27 protein-coding genes are annotated in these 25,454 nt (G+C 57.4%); 13 read left to right on the top strand and 14 right to left on the bottom strand.

What is annotated here, in order from left to right:
* Positions 1-134 precede the first annotated feature (134 nt).
* Entirely contained in the window at positions 135-1,310 is a 1,176-nt protein-coding gene (gene punC / locus AFK66_RS10515; protein WP_007774558.1) for a purine nucleoside transporter PunC, read from the bottom strand.
* A 111-nt stretch (positions 1,311-1,421) separates the two neighbouring features.
* Between punC and punR the strand changes: the two genes are divergently transcribed.
* Positions 1,422-2,333: a DNA-binding transcriptional activator PunR gene (gene punR / locus AFK66_RS10510; RefSeq protein WP_007774559.1), complete on the top strand. Its 912-nt coding sequence runs from the start codon at positions 1,422-1,424 to the stop codon at positions 2,331-2,333.
* A gap of 17 nt (positions 2,334-2,350) precedes the next feature.
* On the opposite strand, the gene purR is transcribed toward punR, so the two are convergent.
* Entirely contained in the window at positions 2,351-3,376 is a 1,026-nt protein-coding gene (gene purR, locus AFK66_RS10505) for an HTH-type transcriptional repressor PurR (RefSeq protein WP_007774560.1), read from the bottom strand.
* A 291-nt stretch (positions 3,377-3,667) separates the two neighbouring features.
* Between purR and cydH the strand changes: the two genes are divergently transcribed.
* Complete coding sequence (gene cydH, locus AFK66_RS22390) at positions 3,668-3,757, top strand: cytochrome bd-I oxidase subunit CydH (RefSeq protein ID WP_032968151.1); 90 nt, start codon at positions 3,668-3,670, stop codon at positions 3,755-3,757.
* A gap of 264 nt (positions 3,758-4,021) precedes the next feature.
* A complete protein-coding gene (locus AFK66_RS10500) occupies positions 4,022-5,188 on the top strand; it encodes an MFS transporter (protein WP_012124921.1) in 1,167 nt (388 codons plus the stop codon).
* A 67-nt stretch (positions 5,189-5,255) separates the two neighbouring features.
* Here the strand turns inward: AFK66_RS10500 and AFK66_RS10495 are convergent, their stop codons facing one another.
* Entirely contained in the window at positions 5,256-6,074 is an 819-nt protein-coding gene (locus AFK66_RS10495) for a C40 family peptidase (RefSeq protein WP_023898851.1), read from the bottom strand.
* 345 nt (positions 6,075-6,419) lie between these two features.
* On the opposite strand from AFK66_RS10495, the gene grxD reads away from it, so the two are divergent.
* Positions 6,420-6,767: a monothiol glutaredoxin 4 gene (gene grxD / locus AFK66_RS10490; protein ID WP_007774579.1), complete on the top strand. Its 348-nt coding sequence runs from the start codon at positions 6,420-6,422 to the stop codon at positions 6,765-6,767.
* A 70-nt stretch (positions 6,768-6,837) separates the two neighbouring features.
* Here the strand turns inward: grxD and rnt are convergent, their stop codons facing one another.
* The 5 genes from rnt to eptA form a co-directional block, all read right to left on the bottom strand.
* Complete coding sequence (rnt, locus tag AFK66_RS10485; RefSeq protein ID WP_007774582.1) at positions 6,838-7,509, bottom strand: ribonuclease T; 672 nt, start codon at positions 7,507-7,509, stop codon at positions 6,838-6,840.
* Positions 7,510-7,604: 95 nt separating this feature from the next.
* Positions 7,605-8,012 (bottom strand): lactoylglutathione lyase, encoded by a 408-nt coding sequence (gloA, locus tag AFK66_RS10480; RefSeq protein ID WP_004385022.1) that lies wholly within the window; start codon positions 8,010-8,012, stop codon positions 7,605-7,607.
* A gap of 90 nt (positions 8,013-8,102) precedes the next feature.
* Positions 8,103-9,200 (bottom strand): alkene reductase, encoded by a 1,098-nt coding sequence (gene nemA, locus AFK66_RS10475; protein WP_007774584.1) that lies wholly within the window; start codon positions 9,198-9,200, stop codon positions 8,103-8,105.
* A gap of 74 nt (positions 9,201-9,274) precedes the next feature.
* Positions 9,275-9,856, bottom strand: coding sequence for a TetR/AcrR family transcriptional regulator (locus tag AFK66_RS10470; RefSeq protein WP_023898849.1), 582 nt, complete (start codon positions 9,854-9,856; stop codon positions 9,275-9,277).
* 64 nt (positions 9,857-9,920) lie between these two features.
* Positions 9,921-11,549 (bottom strand): phosphoethanolamine transferase EptA, encoded by a 1,629-nt coding sequence (gene eptA / locus AFK66_RS10465; RefSeq protein WP_007774586.1) that lies wholly within the window; start codon positions 11,547-11,549, stop codon positions 9,921-9,923.
* 204 nt (positions 11,550-11,753) lie between these two features.
* Between eptA and AFK66_RS10460 the strand changes: the two genes are divergently transcribed.
* From AFK66_RS10460 to sodC, 3 genes are all read left to right on the top strand, one after another.
* Positions 11,754-11,993 (top strand): DUF1289 domain-containing protein, encoded by a 240-nt coding sequence (locus tag AFK66_RS10460; RefSeq protein ID WP_007774589.1) that lies wholly within the window; start codon positions 11,754-11,756, stop codon positions 11,991-11,993.
* Positions 11,994-12,046: 53 nt separating this feature from the next.
* The gene (locus AFK66_RS10455) at positions 12,047-12,943 is read left to right on the top strand and encodes an aldo/keto reductase (protein WP_007774591.1); all 897 of its coding nucleotides are present in this window, start codon (positions 12,047-12,049) and stop codon (positions 12,941-12,943) included.
* A 79-nt stretch (positions 12,944-13,022) separates the two neighbouring features.
* Positions 13,023-13,541, top strand: a complete 519-nt coding sequence (sodC, locus tag AFK66_RS10450; RefSeq protein ID WP_023898848.1) for a superoxide dismutase [Cu-Zn] SodC — start codon at positions 13,023-13,025, stop codon at positions 13,539-13,541.
* Here sodC and AFK66_RS10445 read toward each other — a convergent pair.
* The 3 genes from AFK66_RS10445 to AFK66_RS10435 are packed head-to-tail and all read right to left on the bottom strand — an operon-like array spanning position 13,534 to position 16,675.
* A complete protein-coding gene (locus AFK66_RS10445; protein WP_023898846.1) occupies positions 13,534-15,567 on the bottom strand; it encodes an FUSC family protein in 2,034 nt (677 codons plus the stop codon). The two genes, sodC and AFK66_RS10445, sit on opposite strands and share 8 nt — an antisense overlap.
* A 9-nt stretch (positions 15,568-15,576) precedes the next feature.
* Positions 15,577-16,434: an efflux RND transporter periplasmic adaptor subunit gene (locus AFK66_RS10440; RefSeq protein ID WP_007774600.1), complete on the bottom strand. Its 858-nt coding sequence runs from the start codon at positions 16,432-16,434 to the stop codon at positions 15,577-15,579.
* A gap of 4 nt (positions 16,435-16,438) precedes the next feature.
* Complete coding sequence (locus AFK66_RS10435) at positions 16,439-16,675, bottom strand: DUF1656 domain-containing protein (protein ID WP_007774604.1); 237 nt, start codon at positions 16,673-16,675, stop codon at positions 16,439-16,441.
* A gap of 174 nt (positions 16,676-16,849) precedes the next feature.
* Between AFK66_RS10435 and slyA the strand changes: the two genes are divergently transcribed.
* On the top strand, positions 16,850-17,290 hold the full coding sequence (slyA, locus tag AFK66_RS10430; protein WP_032968159.1) for a transcriptional regulator SlyA: 441 nt from the start codon (positions 16,850-16,852) through the stop codon (positions 17,288-17,290).
* 117 nt (positions 17,291-17,407) lie between these two features.
* Here slyA and slyB read toward each other — a convergent pair whose 3' ends face one another.
* Positions 17,408-17,875 (bottom strand): outer membrane lipoprotein SlyB, encoded by a 468-nt coding sequence (gene slyB / locus AFK66_RS10425; RefSeq protein WP_007774619.1) that lies wholly within the window; start codon positions 17,873-17,875, stop codon positions 17,408-17,410.
* Between the two features lie 259 nt (positions 17,876-18,134).
* Here slyB and anmK point away from each other — a divergent pair, with 259 nt between their 5' ends.
* The 5 genes from anmK to pdxY all read left to right on the top strand — a co-directional run bounded on the left by anmK (position 18,135) and on the right by pdxY (position 22,732).
* On the top strand, positions 18,135-19,289 hold the full coding sequence (gene anmK / locus AFK66_RS10420; RefSeq protein WP_032982286.1) for an anhydro-N-acetylmuramic acid kinase: 1,155 nt from the start codon (positions 18,135-18,137) through the stop codon (positions 19,287-19,289).
* 58 nt (positions 19,290-19,347) lie between these two features.
* Entirely contained in the window at positions 19,348-19,671 is a 324-nt protein-coding gene (gene mliC / locus AFK66_RS10415; RefSeq protein ID WP_007774623.1) for a C-type lysozyme inhibitor, read from the top strand.
* 56 nt (positions 19,672-19,727) lie between these two features.
* Positions 19,728-20,384, top strand: a complete 657-nt coding sequence (gene pdxH / locus AFK66_RS10410; RefSeq protein WP_023898841.1) for a pyridoxamine 5'-phosphate oxidase — start codon at positions 19,728-19,730, stop codon at positions 20,382-20,384.
* A gap of 138 nt (positions 20,385-20,522) precedes the next feature.
* Positions 20,523-21,797 carry a tyrosine--tRNA ligase gene (tyrS, locus tag AFK66_RS10405; protein ID WP_032968160.1) on the top strand — a complete coding sequence of 425 codons (1,275 nt, stop codon included), beginning with the start codon at positions 20,523-20,525 and terminating at the stop codon, positions 21,795-21,797.
* Between the two features lie 74 nt (positions 21,798-21,871).
* Positions 21,872-22,732, top strand: coding sequence for a pyridoxal kinase PdxY (gene pdxY, locus AFK66_RS10400; protein WP_007774631.1), 861 nt, complete (start codon positions 21,872-21,874; stop codon positions 22,730-22,732).
* 40 nt (positions 22,733-22,772) lie between these two features.
* Here pdxY and gstA read toward each other — a convergent pair whose 3' ends face one another.
* Positions 22,773-23,381: a glutathione transferase GstA gene (gene gstA, locus AFK66_RS10395; protein WP_007774634.1), complete on the bottom strand. Its 609-nt coding sequence runs from the start codon at positions 23,379-23,381 to the stop codon at positions 22,773-22,775.
* 108 nt (positions 23,382-23,489) lie between these two features.
* Positions 23,490-24,989: a dipeptide/tripeptide permease DtpA gene (gene dtpA / locus AFK66_RS10390; protein ID WP_032968819.1), complete on the bottom strand. Its 1,500-nt coding sequence runs from the start codon at positions 24,987-24,989 to the stop codon at positions 23,490-23,492.
* Positions 24,990-25,454 lie beyond the last annotated feature (465 nt).

The following is a 25,454-nucleotide window of genomic DNA, read 5'->3' as shown; positions in this document are numbered from 1 at the left end:
AACGGGAGCCAGCGGCTCCCGTTACTACATAATATTTATGCTAATTATTGTAGAGCCGCGAATCAGTATAGGCCTCGCTTTACGATGATTCAACTGTTGACCGTTAGCAAGCTAATCACAAAAATTTCATATTATCACGCGGCTGATGACTGCGTGACTTGCTGAGGCCCGCGTAGCCAAAAGCCAAGACCCGCCAGCAGTACGGTCGCCAGCATAACGCTGGTGGTCGACAGCAGCGGGGTCGCGACCAGCCACGACACCACCAGGCTTGCCACAAAACAAAGCCCCAGCTGGAGCGTGTTTTGCAGCGCGGCGGCGCGTCCGGTGGCCTGCGGGAACGGCAGCAGCGCGGCGGCGACCACGATAGGGTAAATCGCCCCGTTCGCCATCGCCATCAGACAGAAGGGAATAAGCAGCGTGGTGAGCGTAACAGCATCACTCAAACCCACAAGCCAGGTGGCGAGCACGCTCAGCGCGAAGCCTGCCAGCAGCCACGGCAGCAGGGCTTCGCCATTCCATTTTTGCAGCGCGCTGCGACAGCCATAGCCGCCAATGAGGAACGCGATGGTTTGCGGGACATAGCTTAAGCCGATCACCGCCGGGCTATAGCCCATCTCATGCAGGATAAACGGCGAACCGGTGAGCCAGGCGAAAAAGCTCGCGGAGCAGGCGGCGTAAATCAGCACATTGCCGCTGTAGACGCGCGAGCGCAGCAGCATCATAAAGCTCAGCGGCTCGCCGCTTTTGTTACCCTGCGGCGCGCCGGAAGGCAGACGCAGCGCCGGAATAATCAGCAGTACCGTGATGGCAAACAGCACAACGAAAATCGCCTGCCAGGAAAAGTGATTCAGGATCCAACTGCCGAGCAGCGGTGCCAGCGCAGGCGAAAGCCCCACCAGCGGCATGATGGTCGCGAAGATACGACGCGCCTGCTGCGCCGGGTAGCGGTCAGTTACCAGCGCCTGCCAGCTTACCGCAGCGGAACAAACGCCCACGGCCTGAATAAAGCGCAGGGCCAGCAGCGCGCCCGCGCTCTCTACCCAGACGGTGCCAAGGCAGCCAAGTGCGAAAATTCCCAGCCCCGCCAGCAAAACCGGACGACGGCCAAAACGGTCAGAGAGCGGGCCCCAGACGAGTTGCGCCAGGGCGAATCCGGCCAGGAACAGGCTCAGCGAGGCGCTGATAGCCGAAGGCACTGTGTGCAGATCCGCCTCGATAGCGGCGAATGCGGGCAGGTACATGTCGGTCGCCAGAAAACCGAGCACGCTCAGCCCGGCCAGCCAGCAAAGAAATCCTTTATCAGGTCGCATCACATTAACTCACTTCTTATTACGCGAAAGAGCCAGGAGTGTACGGAGTGCAATCCCGCTTGTGAAACGCTAATATTTGCCGGTTCCATTCAAAAAATTTGCAGGCAAAAAATGTGGTCTGAATATTCCCTCGAAGTGGTGGACGCCGTGGCGCGCACCGGCAGTTTCACCGCGGCAGCGGCAGAACTGCACCGCGTGCCTTCTGCCGTCAGCTATACGGTGCGCCAGCTTGAGGAGTGGCTTGCGGTGTCGCTCTTCGAGCGCCGCCATCGTGATGTGGTTCTGACACCCGCCGGGGCCTGGTTTTTGCGCGAGGGGCGTTCTGTCATCAAAAAAATGATGATCACCAGACAGCAGTGCCAGCAGATTGCCAACGGCTGGCGCGGGCAGCTCTCCATCGCGGTGGACAATATCGTGCGCCCGGAACGCGTCCGGCGGCTGGTGCTCGATTTCTACCGGCACTTCTCTGATGTGGAGTTGCAGGTGTCGCAGGAGGTGTTTAACGGCGTCTGGGACGCGCTGGCGGACGGGCGCGTGGAACTTGCCATCGGGGCCACACAGGCGATTCCGGTTGGCGGGCGCTTCGCGTTTCGCGATATGGGCATGCTGAGCTGGCGCTGCGTGGTGGCGCACCATCATCCGCTGGCGCAGCACGCGGGCGCGCTCAGCGACGACAGGCTACGCGATTACCCCTCACTGGTGCTGGAAGATACGTCGCGATCGCTGCCCAAGCGTATCACCTGGCTGCTGGATAACCAGCGGCGCGTGGTGGTGCCGGACTGGTACTGCGCCGCCGATGCGCTGAGCGAAGGGTTGTGTATCGGCATGGTGCCGACGCACTTTGCGAAGCCGTGGCTCGACAGCGGAGAGTGGCGCGCGCTAACGCTCGAAAACCCGTTTCCGGATGCCGCCTGCTGCCTGACGTGGCGGCAAAGCGACGCCTCGCCCGCGCTGCGCTGGCTGCTCGATTATCTGGGGGACAGTGAAACGCTGAACAAGGAGTGGCTGCGGGAGCCGCAGTAATACGGCTCCCGGAAGGATTAACGGCGATAGTCGCGGAACGGGCCATCCGCCACCGAGCGGCGTTCGATCAGGCGCGGGTGCACTTCAATGGTCTGCGACTCTTCGCGTTTGTTCACGATGCGGTCGAGCAGCATATTGAACGCGGTCTGGCCGAGCGTCTCTTTGGGCTGATGGATAGTCGTCAGCGCCGGGCTAAAGAAACGCGCGTTGCGTACGTTGTCGTAGCCGATGATGGAAATATCCTGCGGCACGCGCAGGCCCATCTCATCGGCGGCGCAGATAGCGCCCATCGCCATAATATCGCCGCCGCAGAAGATAGCGGTGGGACGCTGCGGCTGCGAGAGGATCTGCTGCATCGCGCGGTAACCAGATTCCGGCTCGAAATCGCCCTGCACGATCCAGTTTTCCGGTACTTTGATAGCCGCTTCTTCCAGCGCTTTCATAAAGCCGGAGAAGCGCCCGACGCCGGTGTTGCGCTCAAGCTGCCCCGGGATCACACCGATATCGCGATGGCCGCGTTCGATAAGATAACGCCCGGCGAGATAACCACCCTGGAACGCGTTATCAATAACCGAGTCGGTGAAATCGGCTTTCGCTTCGCCCCAGTCCATCACCACCATCGGGATATGACGATACTCTTCAAGCGTGGCGAGCAGTGGCTGCGGGTATTCCGAACACATCACCAGCAGGCCGTCGACGCGCTTTTGCGCCATCATCGACAGATACGCGCGCTGCTTTTCCAGATTGTTATGCGCGTTGCCCAAAATTAGCGTATAGCCTTTGGCGAAGCAGCTGTTCTCAACCGCTTCGATGATTTCGGCGAAATAGGGCGCTTCGCTACTGGTCGCCAGCAGCCCGATAGATTTGGTGTGGTTCACCTTCAGGCTGCGCGCCACGGCGCTTGGCGAATAGTGTAATTCTTTAATAGCCGCCCAAACCGCGTTGCGCGTCTCTTCCGCCACAAAACGGGTTTTGTTAATTACATGTGAGACTGTTGTTGTGGAAACGTTGGCTCGCTTCGCGACGTCTTTAATTGTTGCCATTAATAATCACTCCAGACCCCTGGCTGAGCCGTGTAAAATCACGGGTTAATCGTTTGCCTGTATACACCCCTGACTGCCGCGAGGAGAGTGCGGCATGCCGGGAAACGCGACATTTATCGTGAGGAGGGGTCGATGGCCGGTACCGAATAAAGTAGCGACGAATTTTGGCTTATCTTTATCGAAAGGGGAAGAGGGAAAACGCATATCTGGTTAAATGTCGCAGGATTTTTCGGATTGTTTATGCAAAAATGCCCACTACCTGATTTTTATGGGGTCTTTAAGGAGAATACCATGAGTACCGATCTGAAATTTTCGCTGGTCACCACCATTGTTGTGCTGGGTCTTATTGTGGCGGGCGCTTTTACCGCCATCCTGCATTAAGCGTCAGGCGGGAGCGCGTATCGGTTCTCCCGCTTTCTTATACTTCTCTTGCGCTTAAGCGCTGCCCGCTCGCCGTTTCCTTTCTTTTTCTCGTTATTCCCTTATCATTCGCTAATAACAACTTTTGCGTGTTCTTTAACACCCACGCAATAATATTTTGCTGTTTTTGTCACTTATCTTTTCTGACTGAAACTGCCATCCTTTTCTGCATCCTGCTGTAACGTCGGGTATTCCGGCGCTGTTGTACAATTTCTGGAGCGATGAATGAAAGTCAATTTCCCGTTACTGGCACTGGCTATTGGTGCTTTTGGCATTGGCACGACCGAGTTTTCTCCGATGGGCTTATTGCCGGTAATAGCGAATGGCGTCAACGTCTCGATTCCGGCCGCCGGTATGCTGATAAGCGCCTACGCGGTCGGCGTGATGGTGGGCGCGCCGCTGATGACGCTTTTGCTGTCGCACCGAGCACGGCGTAGCGCGCTGATTTTTCTGATGGCGATTTTTACGCTCGGCAACGTGCTCTCGGCACTGGCGCCGGATTACATGACGCTGATGGCCTCGCGTATTCTCACCAGTCTTAACCACGGGGCGTTCTTCGGCCTCGGCTCGGTGGTGGCGGCAAGCGTCGTGCCGAAGCATAAACAGGCGAGCGCCGTCGCGACGATGTTTATGGGCCTGACCATCGCCAATATCGGTGGCGTGCCGGCGGCAACCTGGCTTGGTGAAACCATCGGCTGGCGAATGTCGTTTCTGGCGACGGCCGGACTTGGCCTTGTGGCGATGGCGAGCCTTTGGTTCTCACTGCCGAAAGGCGGCAGCGGCGAGCGCCCGGATGTGAAAAGCGAACTCGCGGTGCTGATGCGCCCGCAGGTGGTGAGCGCGCTGCTGACAACCGTGCTCGGCGCGGGCGCGATGTTTACGCTCTATACCTATATCGCGCCGGTGTTGCACCACATCACTGACGCCAGCGCGGCGTTCGTCACCGCCATGCTGGTGCTGATTGGCGTCGGGTTTTCCATCGGCAACTATCTGGGCGGCCGCCTGGCGGACCGCTCGGTGAGTGGTACGCTGAAAGGCTTCCTGATGCTGCTTATCGTCATTATGGCGGCTATTCCGTGGCTTGCAAAAACGGAAATCGGCGCGGCGGTGAGTATGGTGGTATGGGGAGCGGCAACCTTCGCGGTGGTGCCGCCGCTGCAGATGCGCGTGATGCGTGTCGCCAGCGAAGCGCCGGGTCTCTCGTCATCGGTGAATATCGGGGCGTTTAACCTCGGTAACGCACTTGGTGCTGCGGCGGGTGGCGCTGTCATCCATGCGGGCTTCGGTTATAGCGTGGTGCCGGTGATGGGCGCGCTGATTGCCGCACTCGGCCTGTTGCTGGTGCTGATCTCCAGCCGTCGCGAGGCGCAAATGGCGTGCAGCGCTGAATAACGTAAGCGCCGTAAAAAAGAAAACGGAGAAGGGCGACCTTCTCCGTTTTGTTATGAGGATAAGCGGATTAGCGAATGGTGCGCGGCGTCATTACCCGGCGCGCGCCGACATAGTGACGTTGCCAGTAATCTTCACTCAAAGACGTTATCTGGATTTCCTGACCGCTGCGCGGTGACTGAATAAATTTGCCGTTGCCGACATAGACGCCCACGTGATCGGCAGTGCCACGGCCCTGAGTGCGGAAGAACACCAGATCGCCGCTTTCCAGCTCGCCACGGTTAACCGGCGCGGCGTCGCGCAGGTGATACATTTCGTTGGCGGTGCGCGGAATGCGGAACTTCACCAGATCTTTATAGGCGTACCAGACGAGGCCGCTGCAATCAAAACCGGTGCGCGGCGACGTGCCGCCCCAGTGGTACGGCTTGCCTATCTGGTTCATCAGCTTGTTCATGGCGGTGGTCTGGGCTTTCTTCACGCGCGCTTTGTGGGCATCGGCAATTGTGAGTGGCCCGTTGACGCATTTGGTTTTGCGGTTTTTACGCGTTTTGGTACAGGTCTGCGCGCTCAGGCGGCTGCTGGCCTGTTTTGGTGAAGTGGTGGAAGCGCGGCGGGAAGCGGTTTTACTAACGGAAGAGGTGGTTTTACTGGTGCGTTTTGCGGTGGTGCTTCGCTTCTCGCTGGCGGTTTTCGCCGTTTTGGTTTTCGTTGCGTTGTTACTTTTCTTGGCGGTTTTTGTGCTGGTTTTCTTTTTCACCGTGCTGGCGTGCGCTTTTTGCACCTTCGAGGCGCGCGTCTGCTCCGACGCCTGCGCGAACGGTGCAAAAGCCAGTGATGAAGTCATTAATAAAGCACAGAGCGTGAGAGCAATTTTTGTTTTGCGCGCCACTGAGCATTCCCCTGCATAAAGCCGGCAATCATGCCAACGGATGAATTTTAAGAGCTTGCTGATTCTAATCTAAAAAAATGTCCAAAGTTAAGCAGCAAATCGTCTTGTGAGCGTAGTTTCGTTAACCGGCGCACTCTTTTTCGCCAGTTGCCGCTGCGCCGACGCGCATTTTAGCGCGCCTTCTCAGAGGAGAATATCGGCAGCTTACAGAAAAGTGTTATTATTTGCTTCTCTTTCACCACGGCACGGCACCGGGCTTAAGCGCAAGATTATGCATTTTCGGGACGCTCCGGAGCCGCTACAATGTAAAGCTAACGCCGTAATGACGCTTGAGGAAGTAAGACAATGAGCACTACGCTTGAAAAAATTCAACGCCAGATCGCTGAAAACCCGATTCTGCTGTACATGAAAGGCTCCCCGAAACTGCCGAGCTGCGGCTTCTCCGCACAGGCGGTACAGGCGCTGTCCGCCTGCGGCGAGCGTTTTGCGTATGTCGATATCCTGCAAAACCCGGATATCCGCGCGGAACTGCCGAAATACGCTAACTGGCCGACCTTCCCGCAGCTGTGGGTGGATGGCGAGCTGGTCGGCGGTTGCGACATCGTTATCGAAATGTATCAACGCGGCGAACTGCAGCAGCTGATCAAAGAGACGGCGGCGAAATATAATTCGGCCACGCCGGACGCAGAGTAATCCCGTCGCGCGTTATCGCGCAGACAAAAAAGCGGCCCTGAGAGGCCGCTTTTTTTTGCGCTGCGTTAGCTTATTCGCCGTCCTGCGGCGTCGCATCTTCTGCGGGGAGCGGCGGCAACGGCCAGCCGCCCAGACGCTTCCAGCGGTTGACGATTTCGCAAAACAGCAGGGCGGTTTGCTCGGTGTCATAGAGCGCCGAATGCGCCTGGGTGCTGTCAAACGGCATACCCGCCGCGATACAGGCTTTCGCAAGCACCGTCTGGCCGAGCGCCAGCCCGCTTAACGCCGCAGTGTCGAACGTCACAAACGGGTGGAACGGATTACGCTTGAGCGACGCGCGCTCGGCTGCCGCCATCATAAAGCTGTGATCGAACGTGGCGTTGTGCGCCACCATAATCGCGCGGTTGCAGTTACTCTCTTTCATCCCCTTGCGCACCATCTTAAAAATGGCGTGCAGCGCGTCATATTCGCTGACGGCACCGCGCAGCGGGTTGTGCGGATCGATACCGTTAAAGGCCAGCGCTTCCGGCTGGAGAATCGCGCCTTCAAAAGGCTCAACGTGAAAATGCAGCGTTTCATCGGGGGTGAGCCAGCCGTCAGCATCCATTTTCAGCGTCACGGCGGCGATTTCCAGCAGCGCGTCGGTTTTGGCGTTAAAACCGGCGGTTTCCACATCGATGACAACAGGGTAAAAGCCACGAAAACGGTCGGACAGACCGGTCAGTTGAGCGTTATCGGACATCAGCGTCTCTTAAGTTTGGGGAATTAAAGCAGCGCGCATTATGGCAAATTTCACGGCGGGATGCAGCAAGGCGGGCAGAACGCCCGCCGGAGGGATCAGTTGCCGAGGCCGCGACCCGCGTCTTTCTCTTCGATAAGTTCGATTTTGTAACCATCCGGATCTTCAACAAACGCGATAACCGTGGTGCCGCCTTTTACCGGGCCCGCTTCACGGGTGACGTTGCCGCCGTTGTTGCGGATGCGCTCGCAGGCTTCTGCGGCGTTATCGACGCTGATGGCGATGTGGCCGTAAGCCGTGCCGAGTTCATAGCTCTCAACGCCCCAGTTGTAAGTCAGCTCGATCACCGCTTCTTCGCTCTCCGGACCGTAACCAACAAACGCCAGGGAATATTTGTATTCCGGGTTTTCACTGGTGCGCAGCAGTTTCATGCCGAGAACGTTGGTGTAGAAGTCGATGGAGCGTTGCAGGTCGCCAACGCGCAGCATGGTATGAAGTAAGCGCATAAGATCCTCTTAAATAAACGGCTTGTGATAACACTTTGGGTGAAACAGGATTTTAGTATAGCGGCGGAAGGCCGCCGCTATCAATTTGGATCACAGGGTAGGGTAATCGATGTAGCCTTCCGCGCCGCCGCCGTAGAAGGATTCCGGGCGCTGCGGGTTAAGATCGGCTTTTTTACGCAGACGCTCAACGAGATCCGGGTTGGCGATATAGTCGCGGCCAAACGCCACCGCGTCGATAAGCCCTTTCTGGATCAGCGCTTCGGCTTTCTCACGGGTGTAGGCACCAGCGCCAATGATCGCGCCATCAAAACGCTCACGCACTTTCTGGCGGAATTCGTCCGTGTAAGGCACGCCGCCCGCCCAGTCCGGCTCGGACATATGCAGGTACGCGATGCCGCGTTTGTTCAGCTCTTCAATCAGGTAGAGCGCGTCGGCTTCTTCGTTCGGGCCGTTGTCGACGTTCTGGAAGGAGCCAATCGGCGACACGCGAATGCCGATGCGGTCGGCGCTCCACTCTTTACAGACGGCATCGACCACTTCCAGCACCAGACGCGCGCGGTTTTCCACGCTGCCGCCATACTGATCGGTGCGGTGGTTAGAGGAAGGCGAGAGGAACTGGTGCAGCAGATAACCGTGGGCGGAGTGCAACTCTGCCATATCGAAACCCGCGTCGCGCGCATTGCCGACTGCCTTGCGGAAATCATCCACAATGCCCGGAATTTCGTGCGTTTCCAGCGCGCGCGGCGTCGTAGTGTCTACACGAATTGCCTTGCCGTTTTCATCACGCAGCGACGTACGGGTGCCGGAGTTAATGGCAGAAGGTGCGACCGGCGCTTCGCCGCCCGGTTGAATGCTGCTGTGCGAGATACGGCCAGTGTGCCACAGCTGAACGGCGATGCGGCCATCGGCCTCATGTACGGCAGCGGTAATTTTCTTCCACGCGGCGATCTGTTCATCGCTGTGCAGGCCCGGCGCGCCCGCGTAGCCTTTAGCCTGCGCGGAAATCTGGGTGGCTTCGCTGATGATAAGCCCGGCGCTGGCGCGCTGGCGGTAATACTCCACCATCATCGCCGTCGGAATGTCGCCCGGCTCAATGCTGCGCAGGCGGGTCAGCGGGGCCATGAATACGCGGTTAGGGGCGGTAACAGCACCCACTTTCAGCGGGGTAAACAGCTTTTCGTCTTGCATAGTCACTCCTGAGTAGACCGGTCGTCTTGTAATGAGCGAAATAAAAAAGCGCTGCCTTGCGGCAGGCGCTCTCTTCAAAGGATTTCTTTAACGTGCGCCAGCGCGTTTTCGAGCGGCGCGCCGCTGCGCGACACTTTGGCCTGCAGGCTTGCGCCAAGCCAGAGCACGTACAACACCTGCGCCCGCTGCTGCGCGTTGCCGGTAAAGGTTAACGCCTGCGCTTCACGGCCGCGCTCAAGCGCCTCTGCCAGCAGGGCGATGACCTGCGCCGCGCCTTTATCAAGCGCACCGCGCATATCTTCCGACAGATCGCACACTTCAGCCGAGAGCTTCACGGTCAGGCAGCCCATCATCTTGCCCGTCTGGCAGTAATGATGAAGCGTCTGTTCAAACCAGGCGATCAGCTGCTCGCGCGCGGGCCCTGCCGGGTCGAAGTGCTGCTCAAGGCATGCCTGATACCGGGCGTAATGGCGCTCCAGCATCGCCACGCCAAACGCCTCTTTAGAGCGGAAGTAGTGGTAGAAGGAGCCTTTCGGTACGCCCGCGGTTTTTAACAGCTCGCTTAATCCCATGCCGGTAAAACCGCGTTGCAGGCAGAGCTGCTCGCCAGTGGCAAGGAGATGTTCGCGCGTGTCGTGTTCAGGTGTTCGGTTCATACAATCCAATCTAATAGACCGGTCGGTCTAATGCAAGTCGCCTTAATGAAAACCGCCAGAAACGTTAACTTTTCCGGCAGGCGCTAAGCATATCCTCCTGCGGCTGATAAAGCGAAGTCTGGATATTCATGATGCCAAGCACCGTCGAGAAAAGGTTATCCTGAGAGACCTGATCCGTCGCCGCGCGTTTGCCGAGACAGGCTGTATCGACGCCGTACTGACGCGCGTAATCACCGGAGAGCCAGAACAGCATCGGGATATGCGTCTGTTGCTCTGGTGCCAGCATATAGGGCGCGCCGTGCAGATATATGCCATTTTCACCAAGCGATTCGCCGTGGTCGGAGAGATAGACCAGCGCCGTGTTCATCGTATCCTGACGCTTACGCAGCGCGTCAATAGTGCGGCTCAGCACATCGTCGGTATAGAGAATGGTGTTGTCATAGGTGTTAATGAGCGCCTGGCGGTCGCAATTCTGGATTTCGTTGGTATCGCAGGTTGGCGTGAAGCGGCGGAAATTATCCGGGTAGCGGCGGTAATAGGCCGGGCCGTGGCTGCCCATCAGATGCAGTACAATCACTGAGTCCTGTTTCACGCCGTCCAGCACGTTATCGAAACGCCACAGCAGCGCGTCATCGAGGCAGGAGCCTTCTTTACACAGAGCGTTAAGCTTCCATTCAGTCATGTCTGTATGTGGAATTCGGTTGCAGGCACCTTTACAGCCGCCGTCGTTATCACGCCACAGCACATTGACGCCCGCATGCGCCAGCACGTCCATCAGCCCCTCCTGATGATGCGCAAGCTCTGCGTCGTAATGCGCGCGCGGCATCCCGGAGAACATGCAGGGGACGGATACCGCCGTTTCCGTCCCGCAGGAGGTGGCGTGCGGATAGAACACCACGCCCTGTTTTTTAAGCTGCGGATTGGTCTCGCGCTCATAACCGCCGAGCGAATAGTTCTGTTCGCGTGAGGCTTCGCCAATCACCACCACCAGCACGGTTTTCTTCGCCTGCTGGCGGATAACAGGGCCTTTTTTGGCGTCTTCGCCGATGCGCACCAGCGTCTGATCGCCTGCAAAATACCGTGAATGGGTATATTTTACGATGCCGCTGATGTAGTTGGGCGGCGTCACCATTTTGGCGATGTTTTTATTGTTGCGAAACAGCGAGGCGTAGTCTTTATAAAAGAGCGAGGCCACCAGAATGATAATCAGCAGGCTCGCGAGAATGCTGACCAGACGGCGCAGCGCAGTCCACAGCAGACTGCCTGAAATCACTTCAATACGGCTAAACAGTAATGCAGGCACCACACCCGCGATAAGCAACCAGCCGATCAACTGGGGCGTAATCAGCGCTCCGGCCTCCTGGGTGTTGGTTTCAAAGATATTGACCATCATGTTCTGGTCAATCACCGCACCATAGGTGTACATAAAGTAGCTACTGGCCGCCGAGCCGAGCAGTAATATCACCAGAACGGGTTTTCGCAGCCACGGCAAATTGACGATGCTGAAAATCACCAGCCAGGCGCAGAACAGCACCAGCGGTACGCTCGCGGCAAACAGGATATCGTGAAAATGATGCGGAGCGATAATCGTCCAGCAACGGGCGATAAACAGTGCATTTATCAGGGTGAAAAGCAGGGCGCTAAAAAGGTTAAAACGTAAATCGCTCCAGCGCCATTTTTTAATCTTTGCCATCAGTAAGCTCCATTAATGATGACATCAGTGTAAGACGTAAAGATTAGTTAAACCTTAATCCCTTTTTAAGATTGGGAGCCGGAGAGTAAACGGCAGGTCAACAATACAGGAATGAGGATAATAAATCGGCGTGGTAACAGGTGGACTTGCATCCCCGCGCAGTTCAGGCTTCAATTGTAACTATCATGTTAACGAGGAGCCGTTGTGGCCGAGCAGCTTGAGTTTTTCCCCGTTCCCAGCCCGTGTCGCGGGATCTGCCAGTCGGATGAACGCGGCTACTGCCGTGGCTGCATGCGCAGCCGCGACGAGCGCTTCAACTGGCAGAAAATGAACGACTCGCAAAAGCAGGAGGTGTTGCGCCTCTGCCGTCAGCGTATGCTCCGTAAATTGCGCGCCGGACGCGCCGAACCTGACGAAGAACCACAGCAGCCTTCACTGTTCTAACCGCGTCGCTCGCGTATAATCCCCGACAGTTTTCCTTTCTGAGGTAAGTATTTATGGTTGAGCGTATTCTTATGGCGCCCCAGGGGCCGACGTTTTCGCGTCTGGTGATGGGCTACTGGCGTTTGATGGAGTGGAATTACTCCGCCCGCGAGTTGGTCGGGTTTATCGAGCAGCATCTGGAGCTTGGCATCACCACCGTCGATCACGCGGATATTTATGGTAACTATCAGTGCGAAGCGGCCTTTGGCGAGGCGCTGCGTCTGGCACCGCACCTGCGCGACAAAATGGAAATCGTCACCAAATGCGGTATCGCCACGACCGCGAAGCCGGAAAACGTGATTGGTCATTACATTACCGATCGCGGACACATTGTGCAGAGCGCCGAAAACTCGCTGCGCCATCTGCATACTGACGTGCTGGATCTGTTGCTTATTCATCGCCCCGATCCGCTGATGGATGCCGACGAAATCGCCGAGGCGTTTCTGGATCTCCATAAAAGCGGCAAAGTGCGCCACTTTGGCGTTTCTAACTTCACCCCAGCGCAGTTCTCGCTGTTGCAGTCGCGCCTGCCGTTTACGCTTGCCACCAATCAGGTTGAGATTTCGCCGGTGCACCAGCCGCTGCTGCTGGATGGGACACTGGATCTGCTTCAGCAACTGCGCATTCGCCCGATGGCCTGGTCATGTCTGGGCGGCGGGCGGCTGTTCAGTGATGAAAGCTTTGGGCCGCTGCGCGCGGAGCTGCAACAGGTCGCAGAAGAGACGGGCGCACAGACTATCGAACAGGTGGTCTATGCCTGGGTGATGCGTCTGCCGTCGCGCCCGCTGCCGATCATCGGCTCCGGGAAAATCGAGCGCGTGCAAAGCGCGGTGGGCGCGCTGTCGCTGGAAATGTCGCGCCAGCAGTGGTTCCGTATTCGCAAGGCCGCACTGGGTTACGACGTTCCGTGACCGCTTAATTCCCTCCTTTCCGGTGAAACCGTACACCTTGTTATAGACTTAACGGGAATCACCTGAAACTGGAGGGAATATGAAGCGATTGACACTGGCGGCGATGGTGCTGCTGGCATGCGGCGCCGCACAGGCCGCCAGCGAAGAAGTGGAACTGCGTCTGGCCACTGACAAAGGCGTCGGTGAGTCAGTCGGCATGGTTAAAATCACCGAAACCGAGAAAGGCCTGGAGTTTGCGCCCGATCTCAAGGGCCTGCCGCCAGGCGATCACGGCTTCCACATTCATGCCAAAGGCAGCTGCGAACCCGCCATGAAAGACGGCAAAATGGTCGCGGCAGAAGCGGCTGGCGGTCATTTCGACCCGCAAAATACCGGTAAACACGCCGGGCCGGAAGGCGACGGACATTTAGGCGATCTGCCGGTCCTTGCCGTTAATAACGATGGCAAAGCCACCGACCCGGTCACCGCGCCGCGTATCAAAACACTGGACGAAGTGAAGGGTAAAGCGCTGATGGTACACGTCGGCGGCGATAACCTGTCCGATCATCCGAAACCGCTGGGTGGCGGTGGTGCCCGTTACGCCTGCGGCGTTATTTAACCGCACCCCGGGCGTTGTCCTCCTGCGGTGAGGGCGACGCCTGTTCCAACTGTGACAGCGAACACCACAGACGCCAGATAATTCCCGCCAGCCGCCGCGCGTCGGGCTGATGATGGCGCGCAAGCGTAAAGCTGATACGTTCAAGCTCGCCGAGCGCCGCCGCCAGCGGCCGTTGACGCACCCCTTTAACGCTCATCACATCCCGTAGCGTTTCAATACAGATATCGCGCACCTGGGAGAGCGGGTCGGCGCGGGTTTCCCATTCGCGCAGTTGCCAGACCACGTGCGAGCAGTTAAGCAGCACCACGCCCCAGCGCAGCAGCCAGCGGCGGGTGGCCTCATCTTTACTGTTGCTAAGCTGACTGATGTGATGATAAACCAGCGACTCAAACGCCGCCTCGCCGCGCTGGGGAACACGGCTTAGCTGATCGATAAACCCGCGACGCAGGGCGCGGATATGGCGCAGCCCTTTACGCCTGTCAGATCCGGGTCGCAGTACGGCGAACGCTACCCAGCAGCACGCCACGCCGCAAATCTTCGCCAGATTGTCATTTAAAAAATCCGCCAGATCGTAAACCGGCGGGTTCGTCACCGCGATAAACGATCCCATAAACACAATCAACTGGCCCCACAGCCCGGCAAACCGCGGCTGCTGAAGCTTCAGCAGTTGCATGGTGGTCAGCAGCGGAAAAAGAAACAGCAGAAACTGCCAGAGATCGGTGACCTGCACCATCAACCCGAATTTCACCACAAAGCTAAACAGCGTCAGGAGTAACAGCGTGCGCAGGAGAAGATTAAGCGAATTATGGGGCGAGGGCGACGCGGAATAGAGCACGCAGCTTATCGCCGCCAGGGTCAGCGCGCCGCTGCCTGACTCCCATCGGGTGTTAATCGCCCAGGCACCAATCAGCGTGATGACGCAAAAGGTACGCAGCGCGCTCCACAGCGCCTCGGCGTTATCGGTATGGCGCGCCAGCGGTGGGGCGGCGGGCACGCTTAGCGTATCGTCGGGGATAGGCGTGTCGAGACGGGCTATCCAGCGCTGACAGTTCATCCAGACGCGGCAGAAATCGCGCAGCCGCAGCCAGAACGCCTGATGGCGAAAATCACTGTTTTCATCAGGGGCGAGCGCGGCCAGAAGACGCGCCACCCGCAGCGTGCAGGGCTTCGGATGCCCCAGCTCTTCCAGCAACGCCTCAAGCCCGGCCCACAGGCTTTGCGGCGGCTGTGGCCAGTTCATCAGCAGGCGGCGCAGGCCGGAGATATAGCTGGTCAGGCGCAGCTGCTGGTGCAGCAAATAATTCAGCAACTGGTTCTGCTGGCGGATACGATAATGGCTCCAGAACGCCTGAATGCGCAGCACGTTTAGCGTAAGCACCTGGGTAATGACGCCCTCATGGGCGGTACGGATGGCGTCCGTGGTTTGCGGCTTCCACAGCAGGCTGGCATGCTCCAGCAGCCGCGCCTGCATTTTGCGCAGCGCGCCGAGAAACGTCACGCTGTCGGGCGGGCCTGGCATCACCATCATCATCAGGCCACCGCACAAAATACCGACAATGACCTCGCAGACGCGCGACTGGGCGATATCCCACAGCTCTGAGGTTTCAATGGTATTGACCAGCGGAAAAGCGATGATGGCGGCGGTGTAACCCGCAAGCTGAAAGGCATAGGCGGCGTTGTTGTGAAAATAGCCCGAAACCCAGGTACAAAATGCCAGCCACAGCGCCATTGCCCAGGTGAATAACCACGGATCGTTAAGCGTATGCCCGGCGATAATCAGGGCGGCGCTGGCTCCAATCAGGCTGCCAGCGATGCGTCCCAGGCTTTTGCTTATAACGCCGCCCACCGTCGGGAAACTCACCACGGCGGCGGAGGTCATCGCCCAGTAGGGCTCGTCGAGTTCCAGCACGTAGGCGATGGTCAGCGCGAGTGACATCGCGATGCCGTTGCGCAGCGCATAGCGCCACTGCGCGGGCGTCGCTTTGCCCCACGGGGAGCGCTGCCAGGTGAGCCATTCGAGATTCATGAGCGGCGCTTAGTCGGTGAGCGAGACGGTGCAGGTAGTGCCGGACACCAGCGTGATGCCATCGGGCAAGTTGTCGAGTGCGATACGCACCGGCACGCGCTGCGCGAGCCGTACCCACGGCACGTTAGGCTTGATATCCGCGACCAGGCTGCTGTCGCTCTCGACGCTCTGATCGTAAATAGCGCGTCCGATGCTCTCCACCTTGCCATGCAACGGCGTATGGGTGCTGTAAAGCAGGATTCTGGCGGGAGCACCTTCGCGGATGTGACGCAGTTTGGTCTCTTCAAAATACCCCACCACGTAGAACGAGTGGCTGTCCACCAGTGCAAACACAGGCTGGCCCTGGCTTGCGTAATTCCCCACGCGGCTCGAGAGATTGGTCACCCAGCCGTCGACAGGAGCTACCACATGCGTCTGCTCAAGTTGCCAGCGCGCCTGCTCAAGCGAAGCCTCTGCCATTTTTAGCGCAGCCTGGGCAGCCTTAACGCTGATATTCGCGGTGTCGAGATCTTCGGCGGAAATATAGTTATGCGGCAGATGGCGGCGGCGGTTCGCCTCGTTGTTGGCTTTGGCGAGATCGGTCTGCGCGCGGGCGAGTTGTGCTTCGGCGTTCAGCACCGCGATGCGGTAGGGCGTATCATCAATAGCAAACAGCAGTTCGCCCGCTTTCACTTTCTGGTTATCGCGCACCAGCAGGCGGGTAATGGTGCCGGAGACCTGCGGCGTAATATTGACCTGTTCGGCCCGCACCTTGCCATCACGCGTCCAGGGCGACTGCATGTAGTAATTCCAGACCAGCCAGCCCGCCAGCAGGGCGGCGGCCACCACGAAAAGCGTGGAAAAATATTTGAGAGTTTTCAGGCGCATGAGCTTACCACACAATCAGGATCAGCAGCCCGAGGCTGACTGATAAGACAAACAGCGAGAGATCCATCAGGGTCGGGTGCCAGATGTCGCCCGCGTAAATCCAGTCACGCAGCAGACGGTGCACCATCAACCAGATAAAAAAACCGAGAATAACGGCCTTAAAAAGCGGAGGGAAATAGACCGACGCGCCGGCGACAAGATCCGAAAGCGCAAACCCTGATGTGAAGAAGCGCGATATCACGAAAGATAATCCTTGAAAATCGGAGAGATGGCACCCGTTTCAGATACGCCGTTGTGGTCTAAAATTATAGACGTCGCGGTATTCATCGCCAGTGTGGCCATTTGTTTTAGCTACCTAAATGCTGCACACTAGTCTAAAATCAGCATAATAACTTAGCAAGCTAATTATAAGGAGATGAAATTGGAATCGCCATTAGGCTCTGACCTGACAAGACTGGTGCGCATCTGGCGTGCTCTGATTGACCATCGCCTGAAGCCTCTGGAATTAACGCAGACCCACTGGGTGACACTTCATCATATCCACTCGCTGCCGCCCGATCAGTCGCAAATTCAACTGGCCAAGGCCATCGGTATCGAGCAGCCGTCACTGGTGCGCACGCTCGACCAGCTCGAAGAGAAGGGGCTTATCGCCCGCCATACCTGCGCCAGCGACCGGCGCGCCAAGCGCATCAAGCTGACGGAAAAAGCGGCGCCGATCATTACGCAACTCGAAGAAGTGATTCTGAAAACGCGCGGTGAAATTCTCTCGGGTATCTCGCAGGAAGAGCACGACCAGATGCTGCATATCGTGGCGCGTCTTGAGAAGAACATTCAGGCGTTGTCTGCGAAAGAGTAAAAGGTCTGTATGACGACCGTGTGAAGCAACAACATCGCAACCAAAATAGCGCGCATAAAAAACGGAGGAGCCTGATGCTCCTCCGTTTTTTTTGGTTAACCAGTTAAACCGCGCGCCTTAGCGCGGAGAAACGGTAACCTGGCTGCCGTTGCTCGCCAGCACCACGCGCTGACCAGCAGAGAAACGAGTGTTGCCCTGTTTCTGTACCACCATAATGGTGTTGCCGTCGTCCTTACGGATTTCCAGCTCAACGCCCTGCGTTTTGTTCATTGCGCCCTGAACGCCCTGGCCTGCAACGCCACCAGCAATAGCGCCCGCTGCCGTCGCAAGCGAACGACCTGTGCCGCCGCCGACAGTATTGCCAAGAAAACCGCCCAGCACAGCACCACCGAGCGCGCCGATAACGTTGGTATCATCCCCGCCCTGGATCTTCACCGGACGCACGTTCACGACAGTACCGTACGTGACGTTCTGTACCTGTTTGGCTTCAGAGGCGGTGTAAACGTCACCGGAAAGGCTATCGTTGTTGACGCAGCCCGCCAGCGTGAAACCTGCCAGTGCAACAACCAGTACACGTGAAATCATGTAAATCTCCTGTTCACCAACAAATGCTCCCCTGAGCATCCATCATATTCAAATTATATGGCATAAGACCGCGATATTTCACATTCTTCACGGAGCCGATGATAAAAATCCTAAAATATTCTGCCTGAACGGTAAATCAACAGCGGCAGTAAAAACGCGCTTTTTGCCCCCGGCGGGATTATTCCGTTGCTCAATCAGGGTGAATGTTTATGATTGAAGGTCGCTTCGCACGTTTTCAAACAGGGCTTAAGGATTGCGTATGAAATCAGGTCGCTACATTGGAGTGATGTCCGGCACCAGCCTCGACGGGGTGGACGTCGTGCTGGCCGCCATTGATGAACATATGGTGGCGCAGCAGGCGAGCCTGAGCTGGCCGATGCCGACGGCCATTAAAAAGGCGATCCTGGATATCTGTCAGGGACAACCGCTGACGCTCTCCCAGCTCGGCAGGCTCGACCATCAGCTCGGCTGTCTGTTTGCCGATGCGGTCAGCGCGCTGATGGAGCAGCAAAAACTGAAGCCCGAAGATGTCATGGCGATTGGCTGCCACGGCCAGACCGTCTGGCATGAGCCGACCGGCAGCGCGCCGCACACGATGCAGATAGGCGATAACAATCAGATTGTGGCGCGCACCGGCGTCAGCGTCGTGGGTGATTTCCGCCGTCGCGATATGGCGCTCGGCGGGCAGGGCGCGCCGCTCGTGCCCGCCTTCCATCAGGCGCTGCTGGCGCACCCGACGGAGCGGCGCATGGTGCTGAATATTGGCGGTATCGCGAATCTCTCGCTGCTGTTTCCGGGCCAGCCGGTAAAAGGCTTTGATACTGGTCCTGGCAATATGCTGATGGACGCCTGGATCTGGCGCCAGAAAGGTAAACCGTTTGATAAAGACGGCGAGTGGGCTGCCAGCGGCAACGTCGTACAGCCGCTGCTGCAAAAAATGCTGAGCGATCCGTATTTCTCGACGCCTGCGCCGAAAAGCACCGGGCGCGAATATTTCAACTACGGCTGGATAGAGCGTCAGCTTTCGTCCTTCGCCGGGCTGCCAGCGCAGGATGTGCAGGCGACGCTGCTGGAGCTGACCGCCAGCACCATCGCGCGCGACGTCCTGTTGAGCGGCGGCGCGGAACGGCTGATGATTTGCGGCGGCGGCGGGCGCAACCCGCGGCTGGTGGCGCGTCTGGCCGCGCTTTTGCCGGGCATCGAAGTTTCTTCAACCGATGAGATGGGCATTCGCGGCGATGATATGGAAGCGCTGGCCTTCGCCTGGCTTGCGTACCGTACCCTCAGCGGCAAGGCGGGAAATCTGCCGTCAGTGACCGGCGCGCGCGAAGCAAGCGTGCTCGGCGCGGTCTTTCCCGCCAACCCCTTAAATAATCGGAGTTTGCCGACTTTTCCTGCTCCGCTAAGCCGATAGACTGAATGCGTTACGGGGGCGTCCGGCCCCCTTCAGAAATACGCTTTCAGGATATGCCATGAAGAAACTGCTTGTCGTTTTGCTCCCCACGCTGCTGGCTGGCTGTAGCTACTATGACGCTATGGTTGAGCGCATGAACACCGACACACTCGAATATCGCTGCGATGAAAAACCGCTGACGGTCTCGCTCAACAAACAGCGCGAACAGGTCAGTTTCGTGCTGGATGATAAAATGCTGCATCTGAATCAGGGACGCGCCGCCTCGGGTACGCGCTACACCGACGGCATCTATGCGTTCTGGTCGAAAGGTGATGAAGCCACGGTCTACTATCGCGACAATATTGTGTTAAATCACTGTCAGTTACAAAATCCGAAGCGTTGAGATTTTAACGGGTGGGGCGCACAATAGCGCCACCCGATCCTCACTGGTTCAACGCTATGTCTGATATTGACCATCTGCAACAGATTGCGCATCTGCGCCGCGAATACACCAAAGGCGGGCTGCGCCGCCGCGACCTCACCGAGACGCCGCTGCCGTTGTTTGAACGCTGGCTCGCCCAGGCGTGCGAAGCGAAACTCGCCGATCCTACCGCTATGGTCGTCGCCACCGTTGATGAACACGGCCAGCCGTACCAGCGTATCGTGCTGCTTAAACATTTCGATGAGCGCGGCATGGTGTTTTACACCAACCTCGGCAGCCGCAAGGCGCATCATCTCGAACACAATCCGCGCATCAGTCTGCTGTTCCCGTGGCATATGCTGGAGCGCCAGGTGATGGTGACGGGCAAAGCCGAGCGTCTCTCAACGCTGGAAGTCGTGAAATATTTCCACAGCCGCCCGCGCGACAGCCAGATTGGCGCCTGGGTCTCAAAGCAGTCGAGCCGTATTTCCGCGCGCGGCGTGCTGGAGAGCAAATTCCTTGAACTGAAACAGAAGTTCCAGCAGGGCGAAATCCCCTTGCCGAGTTTCTGGGGCGGTTTTCGCGTTTCGCTGGAGCAGGTGGAATTCTGGCAGGGCGGCGAGCACCGGCTACACGACCGCTTTTTATACCAGCGCGACGGCGACGGCTGGAAAATCGACCGTCTCGCCCCGTAAGTGAGCGATTTTCTTATGCAAGCGCTGGCGCTCCCAGGGCTTGCGCTTTATTCTATGCCTCCCTGAATTTTATTCTTCGCCAGTGGGCGAAAAGCCGTGTACCGGCAAAGGTGCAGTCGTAAATACATGGAGAAATCGATGGCAAGCAGCAATTTGATTAAACAATTGCAGGAGCGGGGCCTTGTGGCTCAGGTGACGGATGAAGAAGCGTTAGCGCAGCGACTGGCGCAGGGGCCGATCGCCCTTTATTGCGGCTTCGATCCCACCGCCGACAGCCTGCACTTGGGCCATCTGGTTCCCTTGTTATGCCTGAAACGCTTTCAGATGGCGGGGCACAAGCCGGTTGCACTGGTTGGCGGCGCCACCGGTCTGATTGGCGATCCAAGCTTCAAAGCGACCGAACGTAAACTCAATACCGAAGACACCGTCCAGGAGTGGGTGGATAAAATCCGCCGCCAGGTCGCGCCGTTCCTCGATTTCGATTGCGGCGAAAACTCCGCTATCGCGGCGAACAACTATGACTGGTTCGGCAACATGAACGTGCTGACCTTCCTGCGCGATATCGGCAAGCATTTTTCGGTCAACCAGATGATCAACAAAGAAGCGGTGAAGCAGCGCCTGAACCGCGACGACGTGGGCATCTCCTTTACTGAATTCTCCTACAACCTGTTGCAGGGTTATGACTTCGCCTGCCTGAATAAACTGCATGGCGTGGCGCTGCAAATCGGCGGCTCCGACCAGTGGGGTAACATTACCTCAGGCATCGACCTGACCCGTCGTCTGCACCAGAACCAGGTCTTTGGCCTGACCGTTCCGCTTATCACCAAATCTGACGGCACCAAATTCGGTAAAACCGAAGGCGGCGCGGTGTGGCTGGATCCGAAGAAAACCAGCCCGTACAAGTTCTACCAGTTCTGGATCAACACCGCGGACGCAGATGTCTACCGCTTCCTGAAGTTCTTCACCTTTATGAGCATTCATGAGATCAACGCGCTGGAAGAAGAAGACAAAAACAGCGGTAAAGCGCCGCGCGCCCAGTACGTGCTGGCGGAGCAGGTGACGCGTCTGGTGCATGGCGAAGAGGGCCTTGCCGCCGCGAAGCGCATTACCGAAAGCCTGTTTAACGGCAACCTCAACGCGCTGAGCGAAGCGGATTTCGAGCAGCTCGCGCAGGACGGCGTGCCGATGATCGAGATGGAAAAAGGCGCGGATCTGATGCAGGCGCTGGTGGATTCCGAGCTGCAACCGTCCCGCGGTCAGGCGCGTAAAACCATCGCGTCTAACGCTATCACCATCAACGGCGAAAAGCAGGCAGACCCGGAGTACACCTTCAGCGACAGCGATCGCCTGTTTGGCCGTTATACGCTGTTGCGTCGCGGTAAGAAAAACTACTGCCTCGTCTGCTGGAAATAACACTCAGCCAGTCAAGGGCGTGGGAAACCACGCCCTTTATTTTTAACCCGACCTCACGTTTCACCCGGAAAATCATGAAGAATATTCTCGCCATTCAGTCTCACGTGGTGTTTGGTCACGCCGGCAACAGCGCGGCTGAATTCCCGATGCGCCGTCTGGGCGCCAATGTCTGGCCGCTTAATACGGTGCAGTTTTCCAACCACACGCAATATGGTCAGTGGACCGGCGCCGTGATGCCGCCGTCGCACCTGACGGAAATCGTGCAGGGCATCGCGGCTATCGGCCAGCTGTCGCGCTGTGACGCGGTGCTGAGCGGCTATCTGGGATCGGCGGAGCAGGGCGAGCATATTCTGGAGATCGTCCGTCAGGTGAAGGCGGCCAATCCGCAGGCGAAATATTTCTGCGATCCGGTGATGGGCCACCCGGAAAAGGGCTGCATCGTGGCGCCGGGTGTGGCGGAGTTTCACGCGCGTTTCGCGTTGCCGGCAAGCGATATCATTGCGCCGAACCTGCTGGAACTGGAGATGCTGAGCGGCCATGCGGTGGCGAGCGTCGAAGAGGCTGTCGCGACCGCACGCGAGCTTATCGCCCGCGGCCCGCAGATTGTGCTGGTGAAACATCTGGCGCGCGCAGGCTATCAGCAGGACCGTTTTGAGATGCTGCTGGTGACCTCTGACGAGGCCTGGCACATCAGCCGTCCGCTGGTGGATTTCGGCGCGCGTCAGCCGGTCGGCGTGGGCGACGTGACGAGCGGTCTGCTGCTGGTGAAACTGCTACAGGGCGCGACGCTTCGCGAGGCGCTGGAGCATGTAACGGCGGCGGTCTACGACATCATGGTGACCACCAAACGCATGGAAGAGTATGAATTGCAGGTTGTGGCGGCGCAGGAGGGTATCGCGCAGCCGGAGCACTACTTTACGGCGGTAAAACTGTAAAAAAGCGCCGCGTCTGCAACAGACGCGGCGCTGACATGCGTTACGCGCTCAGGCCTTCCGCTTTGAGCGCCGCCTCGACGGCAGGACGCGCTTTGACGCGCGCCTGGTAGTCAGCAATATTGTCAAACGCCTGCATCTCAAGCCCGACCGCTTTCGCCCAGTTCAGCACGGTAAACAGATACGCATCCGCCACGCTGAAACGTAGCCCCATCAGCCACTGTTTCTGCGCCAATGCCTCATTCACGTACGCGAATTTCTTCTGCAGCTGCGCGCGAGCAATGGTCTTGTACTCGTCCGGTGTATCCGGGCGGAACAGCGGCGTGAAGCCTTTATGCAGCTCGGTGGCGATATAGTTCAGCCACTCCAGCGTATGATAACGGGTCATGCTGCCAACCGGCGCGAGCAACTGGCGGTCCGGGACAAGATCTGCGATGTACTGCACGATAGCCACGCCTTCCGTGAGCAGCGTATTGTCATCCAGCAGCAGCGCCGGCACCTGGCCTTTCGGGTTAATGGTCAGATAGTCTTCGCCGGTTTCCGTACGTTTAGCGGCCAGATCCACCGCCACCAGCGTGAAATCGATATTGGCTTCGCGCAGAATAATGTGCGGCGAAAGCGAACACGCGCCGGCTTTGTAAAACAGTTTCATGGCAATGCTCCCTTCTCATGAATAAACCAAATTATGGTAGAGCGCGTACGGGCAAAAAAAAAGCCGTCAGCATAAAATCTGACGGCCTGAACAACGTTTCCCGAACGGTTACGCGTGTGCGGTGTCTGTTTCTGTCGCTTTATCATCCTGCGTCATGCGGTTCAGCAGGGGAGCCGTGAGCAGCATCAGCACGGCGATAACGCCCGTGACGATACCAATCTGCATGAAGACGCGGCCGTAAACGTCCAGCGACTGCAGCGGGTCGGTGACGTTTTCCGGCACTGCCATAAGGTTAGCGACTTTACCGGCAATCATCGCCGCGCCAGCGGTGGTCAGGAACCAGCTACCCATGATGAAGCCCATCAGACGCTGCGGCACGAGCTGCGCAACCATCGCAAGGCCGAGGCCGGAAATCATCAGCTCACCGATACTCTGCAGCGCGTAGCTCAGAATCAGCCAGTTCACGGACACGATACCGGCTTCAGAGGCGAATTTCGCGCCCAGCGGCAGCACCAGGAACGCGCCAGAGCACAGCATCATACCGATGGTGAACTTAAACGGCATTGGCAGGCGGTCACCCAGCTTGTTATAGATAGCGGCCAGAATCGGGCTGCCAATCATGATCCAGAACGGGTTCAGCGCCTGGAACTGCTCCGGCTGGAACGCGATACCCAGAATTGAGTGTTCGACGTTACGGATAGCGAAGAAGTTCAGGGACGTCGGCATCTGCTGATACAGCACGAAGAAGACAATCGCTTCCAGCATCAGGATAAACGCCACGATCATTTTGCGGCGCGCGGCACCCTGCATCGCAAAGGCTTCTTTCGCGAAAATAATCACGATACCAAGAGCGACCACGCCCAGCACCATACGCGCGATGCCCTGGTTATGCAGCAGCCAGGTGGCGATAGCGACCAGCACCACGATACCCGCGATAGTCGCCAGCAGTTTACCTACGTGCAGCGGCGCGAAGTCGGGTTTAGAGCCGTAATCTTTCACCCACTTCTTGCAGAAAATGAAGTTCACGAGGGTGATGAGCATACCGACAAAGCTCAGCGAGAACGCCACGCTCCAGCCGAATTTCTCAGCGAGCCACGGGGTAGCCAGCATGGAGAAGAACGAACCGATGTTGATCGCCATGTAATACATGGTGAACGCGCCGTCGAGACGCGGGTCATCTTTCTCATAGCAGGTAGAGAGCAGGGATGACGGGTTGGCTTTAAACAGGCCATTACCCACCGCGATGGTCGCCATACCAAAGTAAACGATACCGGCATCGTGACCAGACCACGCCACCAGCGCATAGCCGATAGCCAGCACAATGGTGCCGAGCATAATCACGCGTTTGGTGCCGAGCACCTTATCGCCCAGCCAGCCGCCAATAGCTACCAGGCCATACACCAGCGCGCTGAAGGAGGAGAACAACGTAATGGAATCCGCTTCCGACATACCCAGTTGTTTCACCAGGTAAACAGCCATAATCCCTTGCAGGCCGTAGTAACCGAAACGCTCCCATAACTCAATCGAGAAAATCAGATAAAACGATTTCGGTTGTTTAAAAGCGTTCATACTTACGCTTTCTGCTGGTTTTTTGTTTGCAGTCGACACATATACCTCTTTTTTTACAGCCCGCATTAACCGCGGGGGTGGTATGCGCGTGGTGCCTGGCGGCATGCGCTTTTATTGTTATATGAAGTGAGAAACGGCGGGTAATGTTCACTATCCTGACCGCTGGCACAAGGCTTTTGTAATAATCTGTTACATATAAGCCGGACGGCATAATCAGCCATGCGTTTCGCTAAGAGTTAGCGTTAAATTTCATGATAAACGCTATTGTAGATTTTTTAACTGCTGAAACAGATGCTGAAGCGGCTTTTGGTTATATGTTCTGCTATAAGACCGCTCAGGCAGTCATATAGACCTGAATATCAGAAAATGCCCGATATATATATTATCGGTGATGGTGATAACCGAGGCGTCACAAGGCTTTGCGCCCAATAATGCAACCGAAATTTAACAGGATGTTGCAAGTGTGATAATTCTCACAAATCTATAGAAAATTCCTGTCGAAAA

The sequence above is a fragment of the Cronobacter malonaticus LMG 23826 genome (assembly GCF_001277215.2).
In the GTDB taxonomy this organism is placed as follows: Bacteria; Pseudomonadota; Gammaproteobacteria; order Enterobacterales; family Enterobacteriaceae; genus Cronobacter; species Cronobacter malonaticus.
This window is presented reverse-complemented; position numbering and strand designations above follow the sequence as displayed.